The sequence below is a fragment of the Mesorhizobium sp. M0938 genome, assembly GCF_040319125.1.
Classification (GTDB): Bacteria; Pseudomonadota; Alphaproteobacteria; order Rhizobiales; family Rhizobiaceae; genus Mesorhizobium; species Mesorhizobium robiniae.
This window is the reverse complement of the sequence record NZ_JAMYNS010000022.1, coordinates 30,072-45,866: the sequence shown is the minus strand read 5'-3', so window position 1 is coordinate 45,866 and position 15,795 is coordinate 30,072. Positions and strand designations below refer to the sequence as shown.

General features: G+C 63.6%; 16 protein-coding genes. 4 read left to right on the top strand and 12 right to left on the bottom strand.

From position 1 onward, the window contains the following. Positions 1–8: 8 nt before the first annotated feature. Positions 9–494, bottom strand: a complete 486-nt coding sequence (locus NKH73_RS28440) for an EamA family transporter (RefSeq protein ID WP_352937883.1) — start codon at positions 492–494, stop codon at positions 9–11. A gap of 204 nt (positions 495–698) precedes the next feature. Between NKH73_RS28440 and NKH73_RS28435 the strand changes: the two genes are divergently transcribed. Together NKH73_RS28435 and NKH73_RS28430 are read left to right on the top strand one after the other, a co-directional pair. After that, positions 699–1,040, top strand: a complete 342-nt coding sequence (locus tag NKH73_RS28435) for a hypothetical protein (RefSeq protein WP_352937881.1) — start codon at positions 699–701, stop codon at positions 1,038–1,040. A gap of 20 nt (positions 1,041–1,060) precedes the next feature. Next, complete coding sequence (locus NKH73_RS28430; RefSeq protein ID WP_352937879.1) at positions 1,061–1,612, top strand: RES family NAD+ phosphorylase; 552 nt, start codon at positions 1,061–1,063, stop codon at positions 1,610–1,612. Positions 1,613–1,712: 100 nt separating this feature from the next. On the opposite strand, the gene NKH73_RS28425 is transcribed toward NKH73_RS28430, so the two are convergent. The 3 genes from NKH73_RS28425 to NKH73_RS28415 are packed head-to-tail and all read right to left on the bottom strand — an operon-like array spanning position 1,713 to position 5,490. Next, positions 1,713–4,034 carry a xanthine dehydrogenase family protein molybdopterin-binding subunit gene (locus tag NKH73_RS28425; RefSeq protein WP_352937878.1) on the bottom strand — a complete coding sequence of 774 codons (2,322 nt, stop codon included), beginning with the start codon at positions 4,032–4,034 and terminating at the stop codon, positions 1,713–1,715. Continuing rightward, positions 4,031–5,014, bottom strand: a complete 984-nt coding sequence (locus NKH73_RS28420) for an FAD binding domain-containing protein (RefSeq protein WP_352937876.1) — start codon at positions 5,012–5,014, stop codon at positions 4,031–4,033. The genes NKH73_RS28425 and NKH73_RS28420 overlap by 4 nt, the downstream gene beginning before the upstream one ends. Further along, positions 5,011–5,490, bottom strand: coding sequence for a (2Fe-2S)-binding protein (locus NKH73_RS28415; protein WP_352937875.1), 480 nt, complete (start codon positions 5,488–5,490; stop codon positions 5,011–5,013). The genes NKH73_RS28420 and NKH73_RS28415 overlap by 4 nt, the downstream gene beginning before the upstream one ends. A gap of 354 nt (positions 5,491–5,844) precedes the next feature. Here NKH73_RS28415 and NKH73_RS28410 point away from each other — a divergent pair, with 354 nt between their 5' ends. Further along, the gene (locus tag NKH73_RS28410) at positions 5,845–6,477 is read left to right on the top strand and encodes a TetR/AcrR family transcriptional regulator (RefSeq protein WP_352937874.1); all 633 of its coding nucleotides are present in this window, start codon (positions 5,845–5,847) and stop codon (positions 6,475–6,477) included. 67 nt (positions 6,478–6,544) lie between these two features. On the opposite strand, the gene NKH73_RS28405 is transcribed toward NKH73_RS28410, so the two are convergent. Continuing rightward, positions 6,545–7,450, bottom strand: coding sequence for an alpha/beta hydrolase (locus NKH73_RS28405; protein WP_352937872.1), 906 nt, complete (start codon positions 7,448–7,450; stop codon positions 6,545–6,547). A 260-nt stretch (positions 7,451–7,710) separates the two neighbouring features. Between NKH73_RS28405 and NKH73_RS28400 the strand changes: the two genes are divergently transcribed. Continuing rightward, on the top strand, positions 7,711–8,646 hold the full coding sequence (locus NKH73_RS28400) for a hypothetical protein (RefSeq protein ID WP_352937871.1): 936 nt from the start codon (positions 7,711–7,713) through the stop codon (positions 8,644–8,646). Between the two features lie 29 nt (positions 8,647–8,675). Here the strand turns inward: NKH73_RS28400 and NKH73_RS28395 are convergent, their stop codons facing one another. The 7 genes from NKH73_RS28395 to NKH73_RS28365 all read right to left on the bottom strand — a co-directional run bounded on the left by NKH73_RS28395 (position 8,676) and on the right by NKH73_RS28365 (position 15,634). Beyond that, positions 8,676–10,232 (bottom strand): serine hydrolase, encoded by a 1,557-nt coding sequence (locus tag NKH73_RS28395; protein ID WP_352937870.1) that lies wholly within the window; start codon positions 10,230–10,232, stop codon positions 8,676–8,678. Positions 10,233–10,358: 126 nt separating this feature from the next. Next, entirely contained in the window at positions 10,359–11,117 is a 759-nt protein-coding gene (locus tag NKH73_RS28390) for an ABC transporter permease (protein ID WP_352937869.1), read from the bottom strand. Beyond that, positions 11,114–11,890 (bottom strand): ABC transporter ATP-binding protein, encoded by a 777-nt coding sequence (locus tag NKH73_RS28385; protein ID WP_502894066.1) that lies wholly within the window; start codon positions 11,888–11,890, stop codon positions 11,114–11,116. The genes NKH73_RS28390 and NKH73_RS28385 overlap by 4 nt, the downstream gene beginning before the upstream one ends. Continuing rightward, positions 11,890–12,936, bottom strand: coding sequence for an ABC transporter substrate-binding protein (locus tag NKH73_RS28380; RefSeq protein ID WP_352937866.1), 1,047 nt, complete (start codon positions 12,934–12,936; stop codon positions 11,890–11,892). The genes NKH73_RS28385 and NKH73_RS28380 overlap by 1 nt, the downstream gene beginning before the upstream one ends. Before the next feature lie 67 nt (positions 12,937–13,003). Further along, positions 13,004–13,441 (bottom strand): VOC family protein, encoded by a 438-nt coding sequence (locus NKH73_RS28375; RefSeq protein ID WP_502894064.1) that lies wholly within the window; start codon positions 13,439–13,441, stop codon positions 13,004–13,006. 2 nt (positions 13,442–13,443) lie between these two features. Further along, the gene (locus NKH73_RS28370; protein ID WP_352937863.1) at positions 13,444–14,175 is read right to left on the bottom strand and encodes a FadR/GntR family transcriptional regulator; all 732 of its coding nucleotides are present in this window, start codon (positions 14,173–14,175) and stop codon (positions 13,444–13,446) included. A 10-nt stretch (positions 14,176–14,185) separates the two neighbouring features. Continuing rightward, entirely contained in the window at positions 14,186–15,634 is a 1,449-nt protein-coding gene (locus NKH73_RS28365; protein WP_352937862.1) for an FAD-binding oxidoreductase, read from the bottom strand. Positions 15,635–15,795 lie beyond the last annotated feature (161 nt).

Genomic DNA, 15,795 nt, shown 5'->3' with positions numbered 1-15,795 from the left:
CGACCGAGCTAGACCATCCAGAGCGCGTAGCAGCCCGCCGACAGCATGACCGCCACATCGCCCTGGTTGAAGCTGGCGATGCCGCCGGACAAGAGCAGCGCGCCGACCAACGTCAGGCCGGCGGCGAGTCCGACAGCCGCTGTCAGCCGCTCGCCGATCAGCAGCCACGCCGCGAAGGGCGTCATCACAGTCGCCGTGCTGACCAGAAAGCTGGCATTCGTCACCGACGTGCCGAGATAGCCGATCTGCTGCAGGACGATCGCGATTGCAAACAGCACGCTGACCCTTGCCAAGCTCGCGCGATAGAGACCGCCCGGCGGTCGCCGGGCTTCGGTGGCGATCAGCGGCAGCACCAGGATCCAGCCGATCAGGCAGCGCATGCCGACCGCGCTCATCGGGTCGAGATAGTCCAGAATGGTCTTCTGCGGAACATTGCCGAGGCCCCACAGTGCCGCAGCGACCAGCAGAAGAAGATTGGCGTGCAGCTTCGACATCGTTTCCCCTCGCTTTGACGCGGGGAAGGTGGCCGAAGCCAGCTTACGGATCGCCTACGCTGAAAAATGACCGCCGGCACAAGGCCTCTTTGCTTCGCTCCCGAGCGCAAACCCTGCCTTGACAGTAACATTGAGGTTTCATATTTTGTTTTCGTGAAACGCATTTGCGCATAGTCTCACAAGAAGAGCCTTGGAAAGATGAGCATGGCGTTGCGGGCAGTCCCAAGATTTCTCGACGAATTGAGCACCCTTGGTGGCCTCAGGGGGACCGATATTGCAAACATCACTGAGGTGTCGAAAGCCACGGTTTCCCGGTGGAAGGCCGGAGACATCAAGCCGCAGCCGCGAAGCGAGCTTATCCTGTCGGACCTGCATTACATCGTCGGCCGCCTGCAGGAATTCTACGAGGCAAGCGAAATCAGGACATGGCTTTATGCCCGGCACCCGCAATTGAACGGGGAAAGAGCGATCGACCTCATTCACGATGACCGTAGCATCGACGTCCTGAAGGTCATCGATCGGCTTGAGAACGAGGTCTTCCTTTAATTGATGACCGCCTTTAATCAATGACCACCGGGCGGAAACGACGCGACAGCCAGCTCATTGACGCCGTCGAGGCGATCGCTCCGGTCGAATACTCCGGAACGGTCTGGCGCGTGGTGCGCCAGGGCCGCGATCCGACCCAGTGCTCGAGCTCCGGTGGCCGTTGGGATGAAGGAACATTTGATGTGCTCTACACCTCCGAAAGGCGGGAGGGCGCGTTGAGCGAGATGAGATTCCACCTTACGCGCGGACAACCGGTGATCCCCTCACGCGTCAAGTACAATCTTTTTGAGATTGATCTGGCCTTGGGTCGAGCTCTCAGACTGCTCGACCTGGCTGCATTGCAGGCACTTGGTTTGGATACTTCGCGATACGGGCAACTTTCCTATCAAGACAAGAACGCTGAATATCCCAGGTCGCAGGATATCGGCGAGGTTGCGCATTTCCTCGACTATGACGGCCTGATCGTCCCGAGCGCTCGATACGATTGCCTGAATGTCATTGCCTTTTGCGATCGGCTGCCGCCTGAAGCGATAACAATCAAAACCGATCACGGAGAGATCGACTGGACATAACGCTTGGCGCCGGCTCGCACATGTCGCAGCAGAATCGGTTGCGCGATTGACGGTTGTCGTCGTCGCCGATCTCCCGTTGTTGGGAGATCGGCGGTCGCCCCTAAATCAGCTTCTCCAGCGTGATCGGCAGATCCCGAACTCTTTTGCCAGTGGCGTGGAACACCGCGTTGGCAATCGCCGGAGCGACGCCGACGATGCCCAACTCGCCAACGCCCTTGCCGCCGAGCACCGAGGAATGCAGGTCGGGGATGCCGACCGAGATCACCTCGATGTCGGGAATGTCGGCATTGGTGGCGATGAGATAGTCGGCAAGGTTGTTGTTGACGATGCGGCCGTGGCGGCGGTCGACGACGCCTTCCTCCAGCAGCGCCTGGCCGATGCCCATGATGATGCCGCCCTTCCACTGGCTTTCGGCAAGCTTGGGATTGTAGAGCCGGCCCGAATCGAGCGCCGACACCACACGCGACACGCGGACCGTGCCAAAGTCCTCGTCAACGCGCGCCTCGATGAAATGCGCGCACCAGCTGTGGCGGGAATAGTCGCCCTCGGTATGCGGCAGCGCCATCGCTATGGTCGTATTGTTCTTGTAGCGATCCTCCGCCGTCCAATTGGCCGGCGTGGTGTCGCCCATCGCCTCGATCTGGCTGCGTCCGACGCTGCCAAGCAGCTCGGCAATGGAGACCTCAGGGCCGTTGCCGCGTGGTGACCTTATGCGGCCATTGGCGACGACCAGCGTGTTGGCCTGCAGCGCATGGAACGGCGAATTTGGATCGCTGATCGCCAGCCCGACCAGCTGATCGAGCGCGGCAGTCGCCGCCTTGTGCACGGCACCGGTCATCACGCCGGCCAGCCGAGACCCGCCGGTGACACCGGAGCGGGCATAGCGCGAGTCACCCAGCTTCACCACGACGTTCTCAGCCGGCACGCCCAGCGTTTCGGCGGCGGTCTGCGCCAGGATCGTATAGGTGCCCTGCCCCATGTCGATGCTCGAGCTTTCGACCTCGACCGAGCCGTCGGCGAGGATGCGCACCATCGCCTCGCCATAGGCGCGCCGCACCGGATAGGTGCCGGCGGCAACGCCCCAGCCGATCAGTTGGTTGCCGTCGCGCATCGAGCGCGGCTCGCGTAGGCGCTTCGACCAGCCGAAGGCTGCCGCGCCAACTGCGAAGGCCTCGCGCAGCTGCCGTGTCGACCATGGCTTTTTCACCTCTGGATCCTGCTCGGCATAGTTCCTGAGCCGGATCTCCAGCGGATCGATGCCGACCTCATAGGCGAGTTCGTCGATGGCGCTTTCGATGCCGAAGGCGCTCGGGTTCTCGCCCGGCGCGCGCAACGCCCCTGGCACCACCGTGTTGACCCGCACGACATTCTGCCGCGACGAGAAATTCGGCGTCGCATACATGATCGAGGTGACCGAACCGAGCGGCTCGACCCACATGCCGTCCACCGAAGTCTCGTTGACGCCGCGGTGCACGATCGACTGGATCCGTCCCTCGGCGTCGGCGCCGAGCGCCACCGTCTGGCGCGTCGCCGCCCGTCCGCCATAGGCGGTGAAGGTCTGCGGCCTGGTGACCGCGAGCTTCACCGGCCGTCCGAGCATCTTCGCGGCCATCGCCGCCACCGCGCCGTAGCCGTAGGCGAATGCCTTGGAGCCGAAGCCGCCGCCGATATAGGGCGAGACCAGCCGCACATTCTCGAACGGCACGCCGAACCATTCGGCATAGGTCCGCGCCATGCCGTCGAGCCATTGGCTGGGCTCCCACACCGTCAGCCGGTCGCCCTGCCAGCGTGCGATCAGGCCATGCGGCTCCATCGGCGCCTGGTATTCGCGCGGGGTGTTGTAGGCGGCGCAGATCCGCACCGGAGCAGTGGCGAAAGCCGCTTGCGCGTCGCCCCATTCCTTGGTCATCGTGTCGACCGGAATGCCGTCGCCGGCCTTTGGATCATCGAGATCGACGATGGCCGGCGTCTCGTCATAGCTGACTTTGACAAGTGCTGCGGCCGCGACCGCCTGCTCGAAACTCTCGGCAACCACCGCCGCGACATGCTGCCCGCTGAAGGTGATGTCGCGCGCCAGCGGACAATAGGGAGCGTCTGGTGGCGGCGTGCCCAGCCAGTCCGTCGCGGTGTTGAGGCGCAGGACATTGTCCGGCGTCAGCACCAGAAGCACGCCCGGTGCGCTTTCAGCCGCTGCCGTGTCTATCGAACGCACCTTGCCGGCGGCGATCGTGCTCTCGACGAGGACGGCATGGCTCAGCCCTTCGAGCTGCTGCTCGACTGCGTATTTTGCGGCGCCGGTGATCTTGGCCGGGCCATCGACGCGCGACAGCCGCCCGCCCACTGCTTCCGCCAAAACGGCGCCGTCGGAAGCGTCGCCTCTCTTTGAATCACCCTGTCTGGTTCTGATCTCGTGAACGGTCATGCCGTTTCTCCAACTTTAAGGATGGCGCGAGCGACGACGCGCGGCACCAGTTCGATCTTGTAGTGGTTGGCGCCTTGGTCGACGGCGCCCTCGATGGCGAGCAGGCTGGCTTGCTTGACGATATCGGGCTCCAGCAGCTTGCCCCTGAGCCCCTCTTCCACGGCGCGAGCGCGCCATGGTTTGGTGGCGACGCCGCCGAGCGCCACACGCAGGTCACGGATCGTCCTTCCGTCGGCTTCGAACTCGATGCCGACGGCAGCGCTCGCGGCGGCAAACTCATAGGATTGCCGGTCGCGGACCTTCAGATAGGTCGAACGCCCTGCGGCGGCCGAAGCAGGAATGCTGATCGCGGTGATCACCTCGCCCGGTCCGATCGCATGTTCCCTGTCGGGCGTGGTGCCCGGCAGCAGAAAAAAGTCGTCGACCGCGACCTGGCGGTCGCCGATATGGACCACCGCGTCGAGGGCGACCAGCGCCGTCGCCAGATCGCCCGGATAGGTGGCGATGCAGGCTTCGCTGGTGCCGAGCACGGCATGGCCACGGGTGACGCCGCCGATTGCCGAACAGCCGCTGCCGGGCGAGCGCTTGTTGCAGGCGGGAAAGTTGGCCGGATCGCGGAAATACGGGCAGCGCGTGCGCTGCATCAGATTGCCGCCGATGGTCGCCATATTGCGGAGCTGCGCCGAGGCCGCCTGCCACAGCGCTTCCGAAACGGCGGGGAACCGGCTCTTGATGTCGGCGTGGTCGGCAACGCTGCTCATCCTTGCCAGCGCGCCTATGGTGGCGCCCCGGTCGTCGACCGTGATCGCATCCAGCCCCTTGAGATGGGTGATGTCGACCACGGTGTCGGGTTCGGCGACGCCGCATTTGGCGAGATCGACGAGCGTCGTGCCGCCGGCGAGCAGCATGGCGCCGGGCAGCGCCGCCGCCTGGCGTGCCGCATCGACGGTATTGGCGCGCAGATAAGAAAAGTCCCTCATGACGCGACCTCCAGTGCCGCCTGGCGCACGGCGGCGACAATGTGCGGATAGGCGCCGCAGCGGCAGAGATTGCCGGCCATATATTCGCGGATTTCGTCATCCGAACCGGCATGGCCCTCGCGGATGCAGGCGACAGCCGACATGATCTGTCCGGGCGTGCAGTAGCCGCACTGGAAGGCGTCCTGTTCGAGGAAAGCGGCCTGCACCGCGTGCAGCGTGCCGTCGTCCTGGGCAAGCCCTTCGATTGATGTGACCGCCCTGCCCTCGGCCTGGCAGGCAAGCGTCAGGCAGGCAAGCACGCGCTGGCCGTCGATATGGACGGTGCAGGCGCCGCATTGGCCCTGGTCGCAGCCTTTCTTGGTCCCGGTCAGGCCGAGATGATCGCGCAAGGCGTCGAGCAGCGTGACGCGCGGCTCGACCTCCAGTTCATGGCGATGTCCGTTGATGTGAAGTTGGATGGGAGTTTTGCTTGTCATGGGGCGTCTGGCTCCAGTTGCTTGACGCGGAGGGTTAGGGGCGAAAGCGTGATCTCCCCTCTTGAGGGGGAGATGGCCGGCAGGCCAGAGGGGGTCGTCTTGCATGGAGCGCCAACCTCCATCCGCCGCAGGAGGTTGCGCCCGGTCGAACCGACCCCCTCTGTCGCCTTTGGCGACATCTCCCCCTCGAGGGGGGAGATCACGCTTTCGCCGGCTTGCAGGCTTTCAACACGTGACATACCGGTTCCCCTGATTATATGATAAAGGTGCTCCACTAAAACGGAGGCGCCTCCGTTTACTACGTGGGGGCTGGACCGGTCGGGTTCAAGCCCCGTATTCGCAGTGGAGAAAAAATTGGCTTCGCAGCCGCCCGCAACCGCCAGAGACAAGCCCGACGCGACAGCGCCAAAACCGCTGCGCGCCGATGCGCAGCGCAACCGCGACGCGCTGGTCGAGGTCGCGGCAGTGGCCTTCGCCGCGCATGGCGTCGATGCCTCGCTGGAGGAGATCGCGCGTCAGGCCGGCGTCGGCATCGGCACGCTCTATCGGCACTTTCCGACGCGCGAGCATCTGGTCGAGGTCGTCTACCGGCGCGAAGTCGAAAGCCTGTGTGCGGCCGCAGACGAGCTTGCCCTTCACCATCCGCCTGATATGGCGCTGGAACAATGGATGCAGCGCTTCGTCGACTACATCGCCACTAAACGCGGCCTGGCGACGAGCCTGCGCATCCTGCTCAACACCAATTCAACCCTGTTCTCGGACATGTCCAGCCGGGTGTCACTCGCTCTGCGGCAGCTGGTCGATGCGGCGGCGGCCGACGGCTCGATCCGCAACGACGTCGACGCCTCCGATGTTCTACACGCGCTGGGCGGCATCTATTCGGCGCCCGACACCGACGACTGGCGCGACCGCTCGCGCCGGCTGGTGTCGCTGCTGATGGATGGGCTGAGGTTTGGGGCGGGCAAGCCGGCGAAGGACAGCCGGTAAGGCTGGCCGCCGAAAGCATGGCGCTGGACGAAGCCCGCTTTGCGCCAGCAGCTGCCTCTCTCAAGGGTTATAGATACTCGCGGACAAACATGCCGGCGCTGCGAAGAGCGCGCCAACCGGCATTCAACCCCGCATTCCAAACCGGCCAAGCGTGAATCATATGCGGCCAGATTTCGAGGCGGACTTTGACGTCAGCCGAGCCAGCGGCTTCCGCAAGCCGAGTTGCGTCCGCCAGCAGCGTCTCGGCCGAACCGACCTGTACCAGCATTGGGGGATATCCGCTCAGATCGGCGAACAACGGCGAGATCAGGGGATCGCGCCGATCAACGCCATGGGGAACATAGGCGGTTGCCAATTCCTCCAAATACGCCCGGTGGATGATAGGGTCGATCGCGTCCTTAGTTGATAATGTCGCGCCGGACATCGAAAGATCCGTCCAGGGCGAAACCAGCCAAAGACATCGCGGCAACCGCTCCCCTGCTGCGGACAATATACTGACCAAGCACAGGGTGAGGTTGCCGCCCGCACTGTCTCCGCCAACCACGATGCGATCCGGCGCGATCCCTTGCCGGCTTAGAAAGCGCCATGCGGTGAGTGCGTCTTCATGTTGCGCGGGGAAAGGATGTTCCGGTGCGCGTCGATAATCGATCGCGAGCGTGCGCATTCCCATAGCCCGACCTGCTTCGGTCACCATTCGACGATGGCTTTTGAGAGAGCCGGAGCAGTAGCCGCCACCGTGGAAAAAGAGCAGAACCTTGTCCTTGTCACTCTCAGGCGCCAGGGACCACTCCCCCTCGAGACCATCGAAAACCGCATCCTCGCATCGGATGTCGTCCGCAATCGGCCACACCGAACCAACCTCGTCGAGCCGCGCCCGGCGTTCGTCCCAGCCCACCGGTCGCGGCTTTGACGTCAACAAACTGCGGACGGCGTTGATCTCCGTCAGATCGAGGTCTTCGTCCACATCGCTCATTTTGCTTCCCTAGCCTCAAAACCGGCGGACAGCAGCAGCCACACGTCATCAACCGCCGATACCGGCGCCATGGCGAATACACGGGACGGCAGGTCGCCCGTAAACCCGTTCGTCATCTTTTAGCACTGCCCCCGCAAATGGTCGAACCTCGGGAACATCGTGTTCGGGTCTTCCAACACGTTGCCCTACGAACATGTAGGTGTTGAAGCGGAATGGTATTAATCTGCGCGGTCTGGGGCTTCAGGGGACGCGGCAAAAGAATGGATTTCAACTCAGGCCAAGGCTATTTCCTCATCGGCGGCCTCATCCTGGTCGGCGCCGGGCTGCTGATCCTTTCGCTGATCGTCAATGTTCGTGTGGCGCACAATGTGCGCCACGACATACGCCATCGTGAAAAGCTGTTGGAATATTATCGCAACATCTTTTCCCAGCTCGGCGTGATCCTGATCGGCATCGGCGTTTCCCTGTTCATCTTCTTTTTTCAGCAGAATTATCAGGACCAGCGCAAACGCGAAACGGAGCTCCAGCTGGTTCTCGCCAAACTGGCCGCGCGCATTGCTCGCGGCGCCGCCGTCGTCGAATACCTCGGCGAATTCGATGCGCTGCTGGATGATGGCGGGCCTTATATCCGCCCGGAACTCGGCGGAACGAACGCCGCGATCAGTGCACACGGGGCGGAACTCGGCAAGCAGGTCGCCAGTATCCTTTTGGTTGAACGCGACGTTGAGGTTCAAGCGTTCGAGATCCTGAACCTGTCGCGCGATTTCGAGGCATCGTTCGTCGTCAACGAACTCAATCCCGCGCTGTGGTTCAACATCGTGCGGGATGAGAGCGAGATCAAATATGCTACCACGCAGCTCGCTCTCGACTACAAGGACCTGCATGATGCGATCGGCGGAGAACCGATCGCGGTTGCGATCGCAAATCCTGGAAAGGAGGCAAAGATCAAGCAGGAGGTGCTCGACATCTTCTATGATGCCGACCTCTTGCGCCAGCGCAGCAGGAGACTTCTCGGCCGTGCGTGCTGGCTTTTCAGCGAGGGGCGCAGCTTCGTCAACCTCGGACCGGTCAACGAGATCGAAGCCGATGCCAGGTCGCACCAGGAGTGGATCGACCGGTCGAAACCCTTCCTGACGCAGTTGAAGTCGGGAAGCGGCGATTGCTTCAAATTGCTCCAGTTCAGCCCGGCGTCTTGAACCGGCAAAGGTGAGCCGATGAGCGCGGGCTAATCGCCCACGCGCCGCAGCGTGCCAAGGTGATTGCCGTCGAGAAATTCCACCGTTATGGCCGACGCCTTGCCGTCGGGGCCGACGACAAAGCTTACGCCAGACGGCGCATCCGGCGTCTCGGCGTCCGGATAGGTCAGGAACATGTCGCGGTCGAAATGCTCCAGCGAATAGGATCGGGCGCCGTCCGGCCCGACCTTGAGCACAAGGCCGTCGCCCTCACCCGACACAACCGCATCGCCGATGAAGTCGTTGAAATAGCGGCCCTTATAGGCGCTGGCCGGTCCGGCCGGGCTTGCCGGAGACGGCGGCGCGGCATAGGTGGTCTTGGCGGCGGCGACCGCTGGGCCGAACAGGCTCGCATAGGCATCGTCCCATGCCTTGATCCAGTCCTTGTCGACCTTTCCATCGAAGGCCATGTCGGCGAAGCTGTCGGACAGCCCTTCCGGCACGCCTGTCGAAAAGGCGTTGGCGACAATCACGATGCCAAGCTTCTGCTCGGGAAAGAGCGTCACCAGCGTACGGGCGCCGACACTGAAGGCGCCGGCATGGCCCCAGCTCAGGCCGTGACGGCCGAATTCGACATTCCAGCCGAGGCCGTAGAAGGACTCGCCGCCGGAGACGGGGTTCTTGCCGCGCGTCATCAGGGGAACATGCGTCTCAGCCAGCGCATCGGCGGCAATCAGTGGCTTGCCGTCATAGACGCCATTGCCGAGCACTAGGCGCACCCATTGCGAGAGATCGCGTGCCGTGGAGCTGACGCCGCCTGCGGGCGCCTGCGCATCAGGATCGCGCTTTACCTTCGCGGCCCAGCCGCCGTCGATCTTGACGTGGAGCGCGGCGCGATTGGCGTGCTTGATGAAGTCCGCATGACGGGAACTGGTCGAAGCCATTCCAAGCGGACGGTAGAGCTTCTCCTCGGCGATCTCCTCCCAAGGCTTGCCCGTCGGCTTCGCGGCCGCGACGGCACCCTCGGTCAGGCCGAAATTGCTGTAGGAGTAGCCGGCACGAAAGCTCGACATGGGCGGCACGAAACGCAGACGGCGTAGGATCTCCGCGCGGTCGTAGCCAATGCCCTCGAGGTCGTCGCCGGCCGTGCCGGGAAGTCCGCTGCGGTGCGAAAACAGGTCGCGGACCGTGAGTTCACTGGTCGGATAGGGCTCCGATAGCCGGAAGCCCGGATCGAGGTCGGCGATCTTTGAATCCCAGGAAACAATCTCATCGCTGACCAGCGCCGCCACTATCGTGGCCGAGACCGGCTTGGAGAGCGAGGCGATCTGGAACACCGTGTCGACGTCGATGGTCTCCGGTTTGCCGGCCTCGCGATGCCCGAAACCCTTGAGGAAGACCACTTTGTCGTCATGGACGACCCCGATGGCGAGACCAGGCACCCCACGATCCGCGACGACGCCTTCGGCGAGCGCCTCGAGCTTCGACAGGGCGGCAGCGATGCGATCGGGCGTAATGGTGTCGGCCGACGCCGCATGCGGCGAAAGCACCATGACGGCGATGAAGGCCCACATCCCCCAACGGCGGAGAGTCCGATCCAGTCGCACGCTCCAGCTCCTCCCCTGCATTCACCTGTTCATACTACAGGTCTATGCAGGAAAGGCCAATCCTCGCCTGAGCGGTAAAGCCAAGTCCGCTGCGTTGCCCCAAGCGCCGTCCCTGGAACTAGCCGGTCAACGGTATCGAACCGACCACCGCTCAGCGGCGACGACCGTCATGAAGAACCCGATCGACAACAGGGATGAGAGCACGATGGCGGCGTAGAGCCGGTCGGACTGGTAGTTGAAGGTCGCCTGGATGATCAGCGCGCCGAGACCTTTGTCGGAGCCGATCCATTCGCCGACGATCGCGCCGATCACCGCGGTCGCCGAGGCGATCCGCAGCGAAGCGAAAAGCATGGGCAGTGCGCGCGGCAGGCGCAGGCGCCAGAATATTTCCCAGCGCGTCGCCGACAGCACCCGGAACAGCTCATGCTCGCTGGCGCTCGCCGATTCCAGACCCCGGATCATGTTGATGAGCGTCGGGAAGAAACAGATCACCGCCGCGATCACGATCTTGGGCAGCATGCCTAGTCCGAAAATGAGAATGACGACGGGGGCCAGCGCCAGGACCGGGATCGTATTGAAGAACAGCACGACCGGAAAATAGGCCGCCTGGAGCGTGCGGCTGTGAACGAAGACGATCGCCAGCAGCACTGCGGCGAGGTTGCCGAGGACGAAGCCGGAGAGCGCCTCAATGGCCGTCGGCCAGAGGTTCGACAGGAGAAGCGATCCGTTCCTGGCAAACACGCCCGCTATCGCGGTCGGCGTCGGAACGATGTATGCGGGCACGCCGGCGAGCGGCAGCAGAACCTGCCATGCAAGAATGAGCGAGCCGGCGCCGAGGATCGGCAGCACAGTCTGTGCGAACGGCGAAAGCGGGCCCCGGTTCACGAGGCCGCTCCAAGGGCCGAGCGCATCGTGGCCATTGCCGCGACGATCGCCGGATCCTCGCGCGAGCATCTGTTGTCCGGTCCCTTCAGCGGACGGAGGTCGTGATCGGCGACGATCCGTCCCGGATGGGCTGCAAGCACGATCACCCGCTGCCCGAGATAGACGGCTTCTGCAATGGAGTGCGTGACGAACAGCACGGTCGTTCCGGTCCGCCGCCAAAGATTCAGCAGCTCGTCGTTGAGGCGATCGCGGGTGATCTCGTCAAGCGCGCCAAACGGCTCGTCCATCAGGAGCAGACGCGGCTCGCCAAGCAGCGCCCGGGCGATCGCCAGCCTTTGGCGCTGTCCGCCGGAAAGCTGATGCGGCAGGCGCTCACCGAGCGCCGACAGGCCGACGAGTTCGAGCAGCTCGTCGGCCCGGTCGTCAATGATGCGCGACAGGCTGCGACGGCCCACCTGGATCGGCAGCCGCACATTCTCGCGCGCCGTGCGCCACGGCAGAAGGGTCGAGTCCTGGAAGACGAAGCCCACGCCGCGGCCGGAGCGCACCGCCGACGGCGTTTCGCCCATCACGCGTATCGTGCCCGCGAGTGGCGCCAGCAGATCGGCGACAACCCGCAGAAAGGTCGACTTTCCGCAGCCCGAAGGCCCGAGGATCGACAGGAATGTTCCGGCCTCGACTGTCAGTTCGAGGCCGGAGATCACCGTCACGGGCGAGCGCCGGCCGGGATAGCCGACGTCGAGCCCGGAAGCTTCGATGGCCGGCGCGGCCATCAAGAGGCGGGCGCGCCGAGCTTCGGCCGATCAGCCGCACTGAGTTCGAGCACCTTCGTCGTATAGACGTCCTCGGCCTTCGGCCTGCCGTTCGGATACTGGCCGATCTGGTCAAGCAGCGCGATCTGGCTCTCGATCGAGGCAGGATCGAATGTGCCCCATCCATCCGTTTTCGTGTTGTCGTCGAACGACAGTTTCAGCACCAGGGGGATCGTCTTCTTTTCCCAGCCCGCGTCGATCTCGGGATAGGCCGCGACGAGCTTGTCGACCGCCTGCTCGGGATTGGCGTGGACCCACCCCCACCCCTTGGCGACCGCGCCGATGAATTTCGCCAGGGTCTCGGAATCGGATTCGATGGCGCTGTCGGTCGCGAAGTAGACGTCGGCATAGGACGCAAGGCCCAGTTCCGATAACAGAAGATCGATGCGATCATCGCCGACGACGCTGAGCGCCTGCGTGTTGGTGATCCAGCCGCCGATCGCATCCACGTCGCCACGGACGAGCGGGGCCTTGTCGAACCCGACATTGACGATAGTGACTTCGGAAGGGTCGATCTTGTTCTTCGCGAGCATCGCGTCGATGGCGAAGCGCGCGGTCGGCTGCGTGCCGATCCGCGTGCCCTTTAGATCCGCCACCGACCGGATCGGTTTCGCCGGTTTCGACGTCAGCGCGTAAGGTCCGGTGCGATAGCCGCAGGCGATGATCTTTATCGGAACGCCGCTCGCCCGCGCGGCATAGAGTTGAGGCGATTCCGAGAATTGGCCGAGCTGAGCGGCACCGGACACCACCGGCGGCACGGTGGCGGCGTTCGGTCCGCCGGGGCTGAACTCGACTTCGAGCCCGGCCTCTTTGAAGTAGCCATTGGCGACGGCTGCGACGTCGCCGATCTGGCCGTTCGACATCAGCCAGTCATACTGGACGACGAGCTTGGCAGCTGCCGAGGCGCTGGCGCCAAACAGCTGAAGTCCCGGCCCGAAAGCCGCCAGGCCGGCAGCGCCGGCCTTCAGGATCGATCTGCGATTCCACTGCGATGTGTTCCCACTCATCTTCTTGCTCCGTTGTTGGACTGTTTTGATGCGGCGCGGCCCTTCTTGCGAGGCCGTCGCGATCCGATCATTCTTGCGTGTCGTGATAGTCGCCCGGTCCCGCGCCGGTCCAGGCGTAGAGCTCCCACAGCGTCCCGTCCGGGTCGTGGAAGTAGGCGCAGCGCGCATTCCAGACATAATCGCCGGGGGGCCCGACGAACGGCACCCCCTTGTCCAGCAGTTCGGCGTAGAGCCGATCGACCTCGCCGGCGCTTTCGAGTTCCATGGCAACGCACGCCTTGTGCGCCTGCTTCGGTGAGCGGACATTCGAGACGCCGCAATGGCGATTGATGTGATCCAGTTCCCATGCGGCGAGCGTCACGCGCTCGGAATGAAAATCGACAAAGCCCTCGGCGCGGCGTCTGATCCGGTAGCCGAGCTTCTGCGTGTAGAAGTCGATGGTGCGGTCGATATTCTCCACAAGGAGACAGATGTCGGTGATTGCCTTGGTCTGCCCGAGCGACATGGTCATTTGCCTCGATTGATCTTCGCGGTGAGTTCGACGCCTACGCGCGATGCGGCGCCATCGATATGCCGGCGCATCGCCTCGCCGGCAGCCTGCGGATCATGCGCGGCGAGCGCGTCGTAGATCCGCACGTGCTCGGCGACGTTGACCTCGACCAGGTCGTGGAGCGGGTTGGTGAGGCGGGCATAGTGGATCGACTGGCGGATCTGCTCGCAGACGAAGGAAATGAAGGTGTAGATGTAGCTATTGCCCGTGGCCCGGGCGATCGCCCGATGGAAAAGCAGATCGGCCTCGATGCTGCCATCCTCCCAGCGCTCCTCGCCACCCATGCGGTCCAGCGCAGCCTTGATTGCTTCAAGATCATCGGATGCGCAGCGTGTCGCGGCCAGTGTTGCGGATTCGGTTTCCAGGATGCTGCGCAGCTCGAAGAGCTGCTCCATGTTGCGCTGGTCTTTCAGCGCTTCGCGGTCGATACGGATGGCTGTCCGCTGTTCCGGCGCCATGACGAATGCGCCTACGCCCTGACGCGCCTCGACCATGCCATCGGCGCGAAGCTGCGCGATCGCTTCCCTGACAACATTGCGGCTGACGCCGAACTTGTCGGCGAGCTGGCTTTCGGTGGGAAGCCGGGCTCCCGGGATGATGTCGCCGCCCTCGATCTCGCGGCTCAGATGCGAGGCGACGCGATGCGGAAGCGCCTCCACGCTGCCTATGATGGATGAACGCTGCTTCATGCGGCTTCCCCTACAAATCGCCCCGATCAGGCATGAGACATCCGGGATTGAACAGGCCTGCCGGATCGAAGGCTGCCTTGATCGCAGTATGTAGCTGCCGCTCGCGCTGCGACAGACCGGCCCAGAACACATGGCTGCGGCTGCGACCGACGCCATGCTCGGCGCTGAACGAGCCGCCGAGCGCTCCGACCAGTTCATAAAGTCGGGTCAAAACCGCCTGGCCCACGCTCCTCGCTTCGCCGGGGGCGCAATCGATGGGAGGCAGCACGTTGAAATGGATGTTTCCATCGCCCGCGTGGCCATAGGTTAGGGATGTCCAGTCTGGCCACTCGCGCACGATACACGCGCGTGCTTGCTCAATCAGCTTCGGCACTTCGCTGAGGCGAACCGAGAGGTCGGTGCGGACATGGAAGCCGCGCCGCGCCTGCCCCTCGACCAGGCCCTCCCGGATGGCCCAGAATGCGGCGGCCTGGGAGCGGCTTTGCGCGACGACGCCGTCCCTGATCAGGTCGGTCTCTAGGGCGCGCGCCAGCATCGTTTCAAGAAGTCCGCCGGCATCTATCCCTGGCCCGCAGGCGAGTTCGACGATCGCATGAACCGGACACGCTTGCGTTAACGGCGAGCGCAGGTTCGGATCGATGAGATGGGCCAGCGGCAGGCACTCCTCGCCGATGACCTCAAACGCGCTGAGAAGGTCGGAGCAGAGATGCCGCGCCATGCGGAAAAGCTCGCATGCCTGGCGGAAGCTGCCCAGTCCGACATAGGCGGTCTCGACCTGCGTCGGCCGGGGCGAGAGCCTTACCTCTACGCCCGTGACGATCCCGAGCGTTCCCTCCGAGCCGATCATCAATTGCTTCAGGCTGTAGCCGCGATTGTCCTTGCGCAGCCCATTCATGCCGTTCGACAGTGTGCCGTCCGGCAGGACCGTCTCAAGCCCAAGCACCAGATCACGCGTCATGCCGTACCGCAGCACATTGATGCCGCCCGCATTGGTCGCAACATTGCCGCCGATCGTGCACGATCCCTGCGCGCCAAGCGCGAGAGGGAAGGTCATGTCGGATGCCTCAGCGGCGTCCTTGACGTCCTGCAGCACTGCACCGGCGTCAGCTTGCAGCGTGAAGTCCAGCGGATCGACGGAGCGTATCCGGTTGAGACGCTCAAGCGACAGCACGGCATAATCCGAATTGTCGGGAATGGCGCCGCCGGCAAGTCCGGTGTTGCCGCCTTGCACGACGATGGCGACACCGCTCTGTAAGCACCATCTCACAAACGCCTGGACGTCTTCCACGGATCCTGGGCGCACGATGAAGCGGGCGCTTCCGCGCCTGTCGCGGCTCCAATCGATGAGGTAGCGTTCTGCCAGTGGCGACTGTCCGTCGATCAGCGCATCAGCCGCCAACTGCACAGGCAGTTCAATTGCGCCAGAAGCTTCGCGTTGAGATAGGCGATTCGTGATCATGGAGTCCTATCATACGGTCATCCTACAACTTGGCAAGCCTCCAATTCGCCTTGGTAGATAGTGCTTGTGATATCGATTGGGCGCCGAAATTCACGGGACTCCTGCCCCGCAACCGGGACAGTCGCGCCAGAACTGTTCGCACCCCTCATAAAATGCTAACC

Bases quoted from the DNA above. Each gene is read 5' to 3' on its own strand.
- NKH73_RS28405 (WP_352937872.1), bottom strand. From the start codon at position 7,450: ATGAGCGATGTGGACGAAGACCTCGATCTGACGGAGATCAACGCCGTC.
- NKH73_RS28370 (WP_352937863.1), bottom strand. From the start codon at position 14,175: ATGAAGCAGCGTTCATCCATCATAGGCAGCGTGGAGGCGCTTCCGCAT.
- NKH73_RS28440 (WP_352937883.1), bottom strand. From the start codon at position 494: ATGTCGAAGCTGCACGCCAATCTTCTTCTGCTGGTCGCTGCGGCACTG.
- NKH73_RS28385 (WP_502894066.1), bottom strand. From the start codon at position 11,890: ATGGCCGCGCCGGCCATCGAAGCTTCCGGGCTCGACGTCGGCTATCCC.
- NKH73_RS28375 (WP_502894064.1), bottom strand. From the start codon at position 13,441: ATGTCGCTCGGGCAGACCAAGGCAATCACCGACATCTGTCTCCTTGTG.
- NKH73_RS28425 (WP_352937878.1), bottom strand. From the start codon at position 4,034: ATGACCGTTCACGAGATCAGAACCAGACAGGGTGATTCAAAGAGAGGC.
- NKH73_RS28380 (WP_352937866.1), bottom strand. From the start codon at position 12,936: ATGAGTGGGAACACATCGCAGTGGAATCGCAGATCGATCCTGAAGGCC.
- NKH73_RS28420 (WP_352937876.1), bottom strand. From the start codon at position 5,014: ATGAGGGACTTTTCTTATCTGCGCGCCAATACCGTCGATGCGGCACGC.
- NKH73_RS28430 (WP_352937879.1), top strand. From the start codon at position 1,061: ATGACCACCGGGCGGAAACGACGCGACAGCCAGCTCATTGACGCCGTC.
- NKH73_RS28415 (WP_352937875.1), bottom strand. From the start codon at position 5,490: ATGACAAGCAAAACTCCCATCCAACTTCACATCAACGGACATCGCCAT.
- NKH73_RS28435 (WP_352937881.1), top strand. From the start codon at position 699: ATGGCGTTGCGGGCAGTCCCAAGATTTCTCGACGAATTGAGCACCCTT.
- NKH73_RS28400 (WP_352937871.1), top strand. From the start codon at position 7,711: ATGGATTTCAACTCAGGCCAAGGCTATTTCCTCATCGGCGGCCTCATC.
- NKH73_RS28365 (WP_352937862.1), bottom strand. From the start codon at position 15,634: ATGATCACGAATCGCCTATCTCAACGCGAAGCTTCTGGCGCAATTGAA.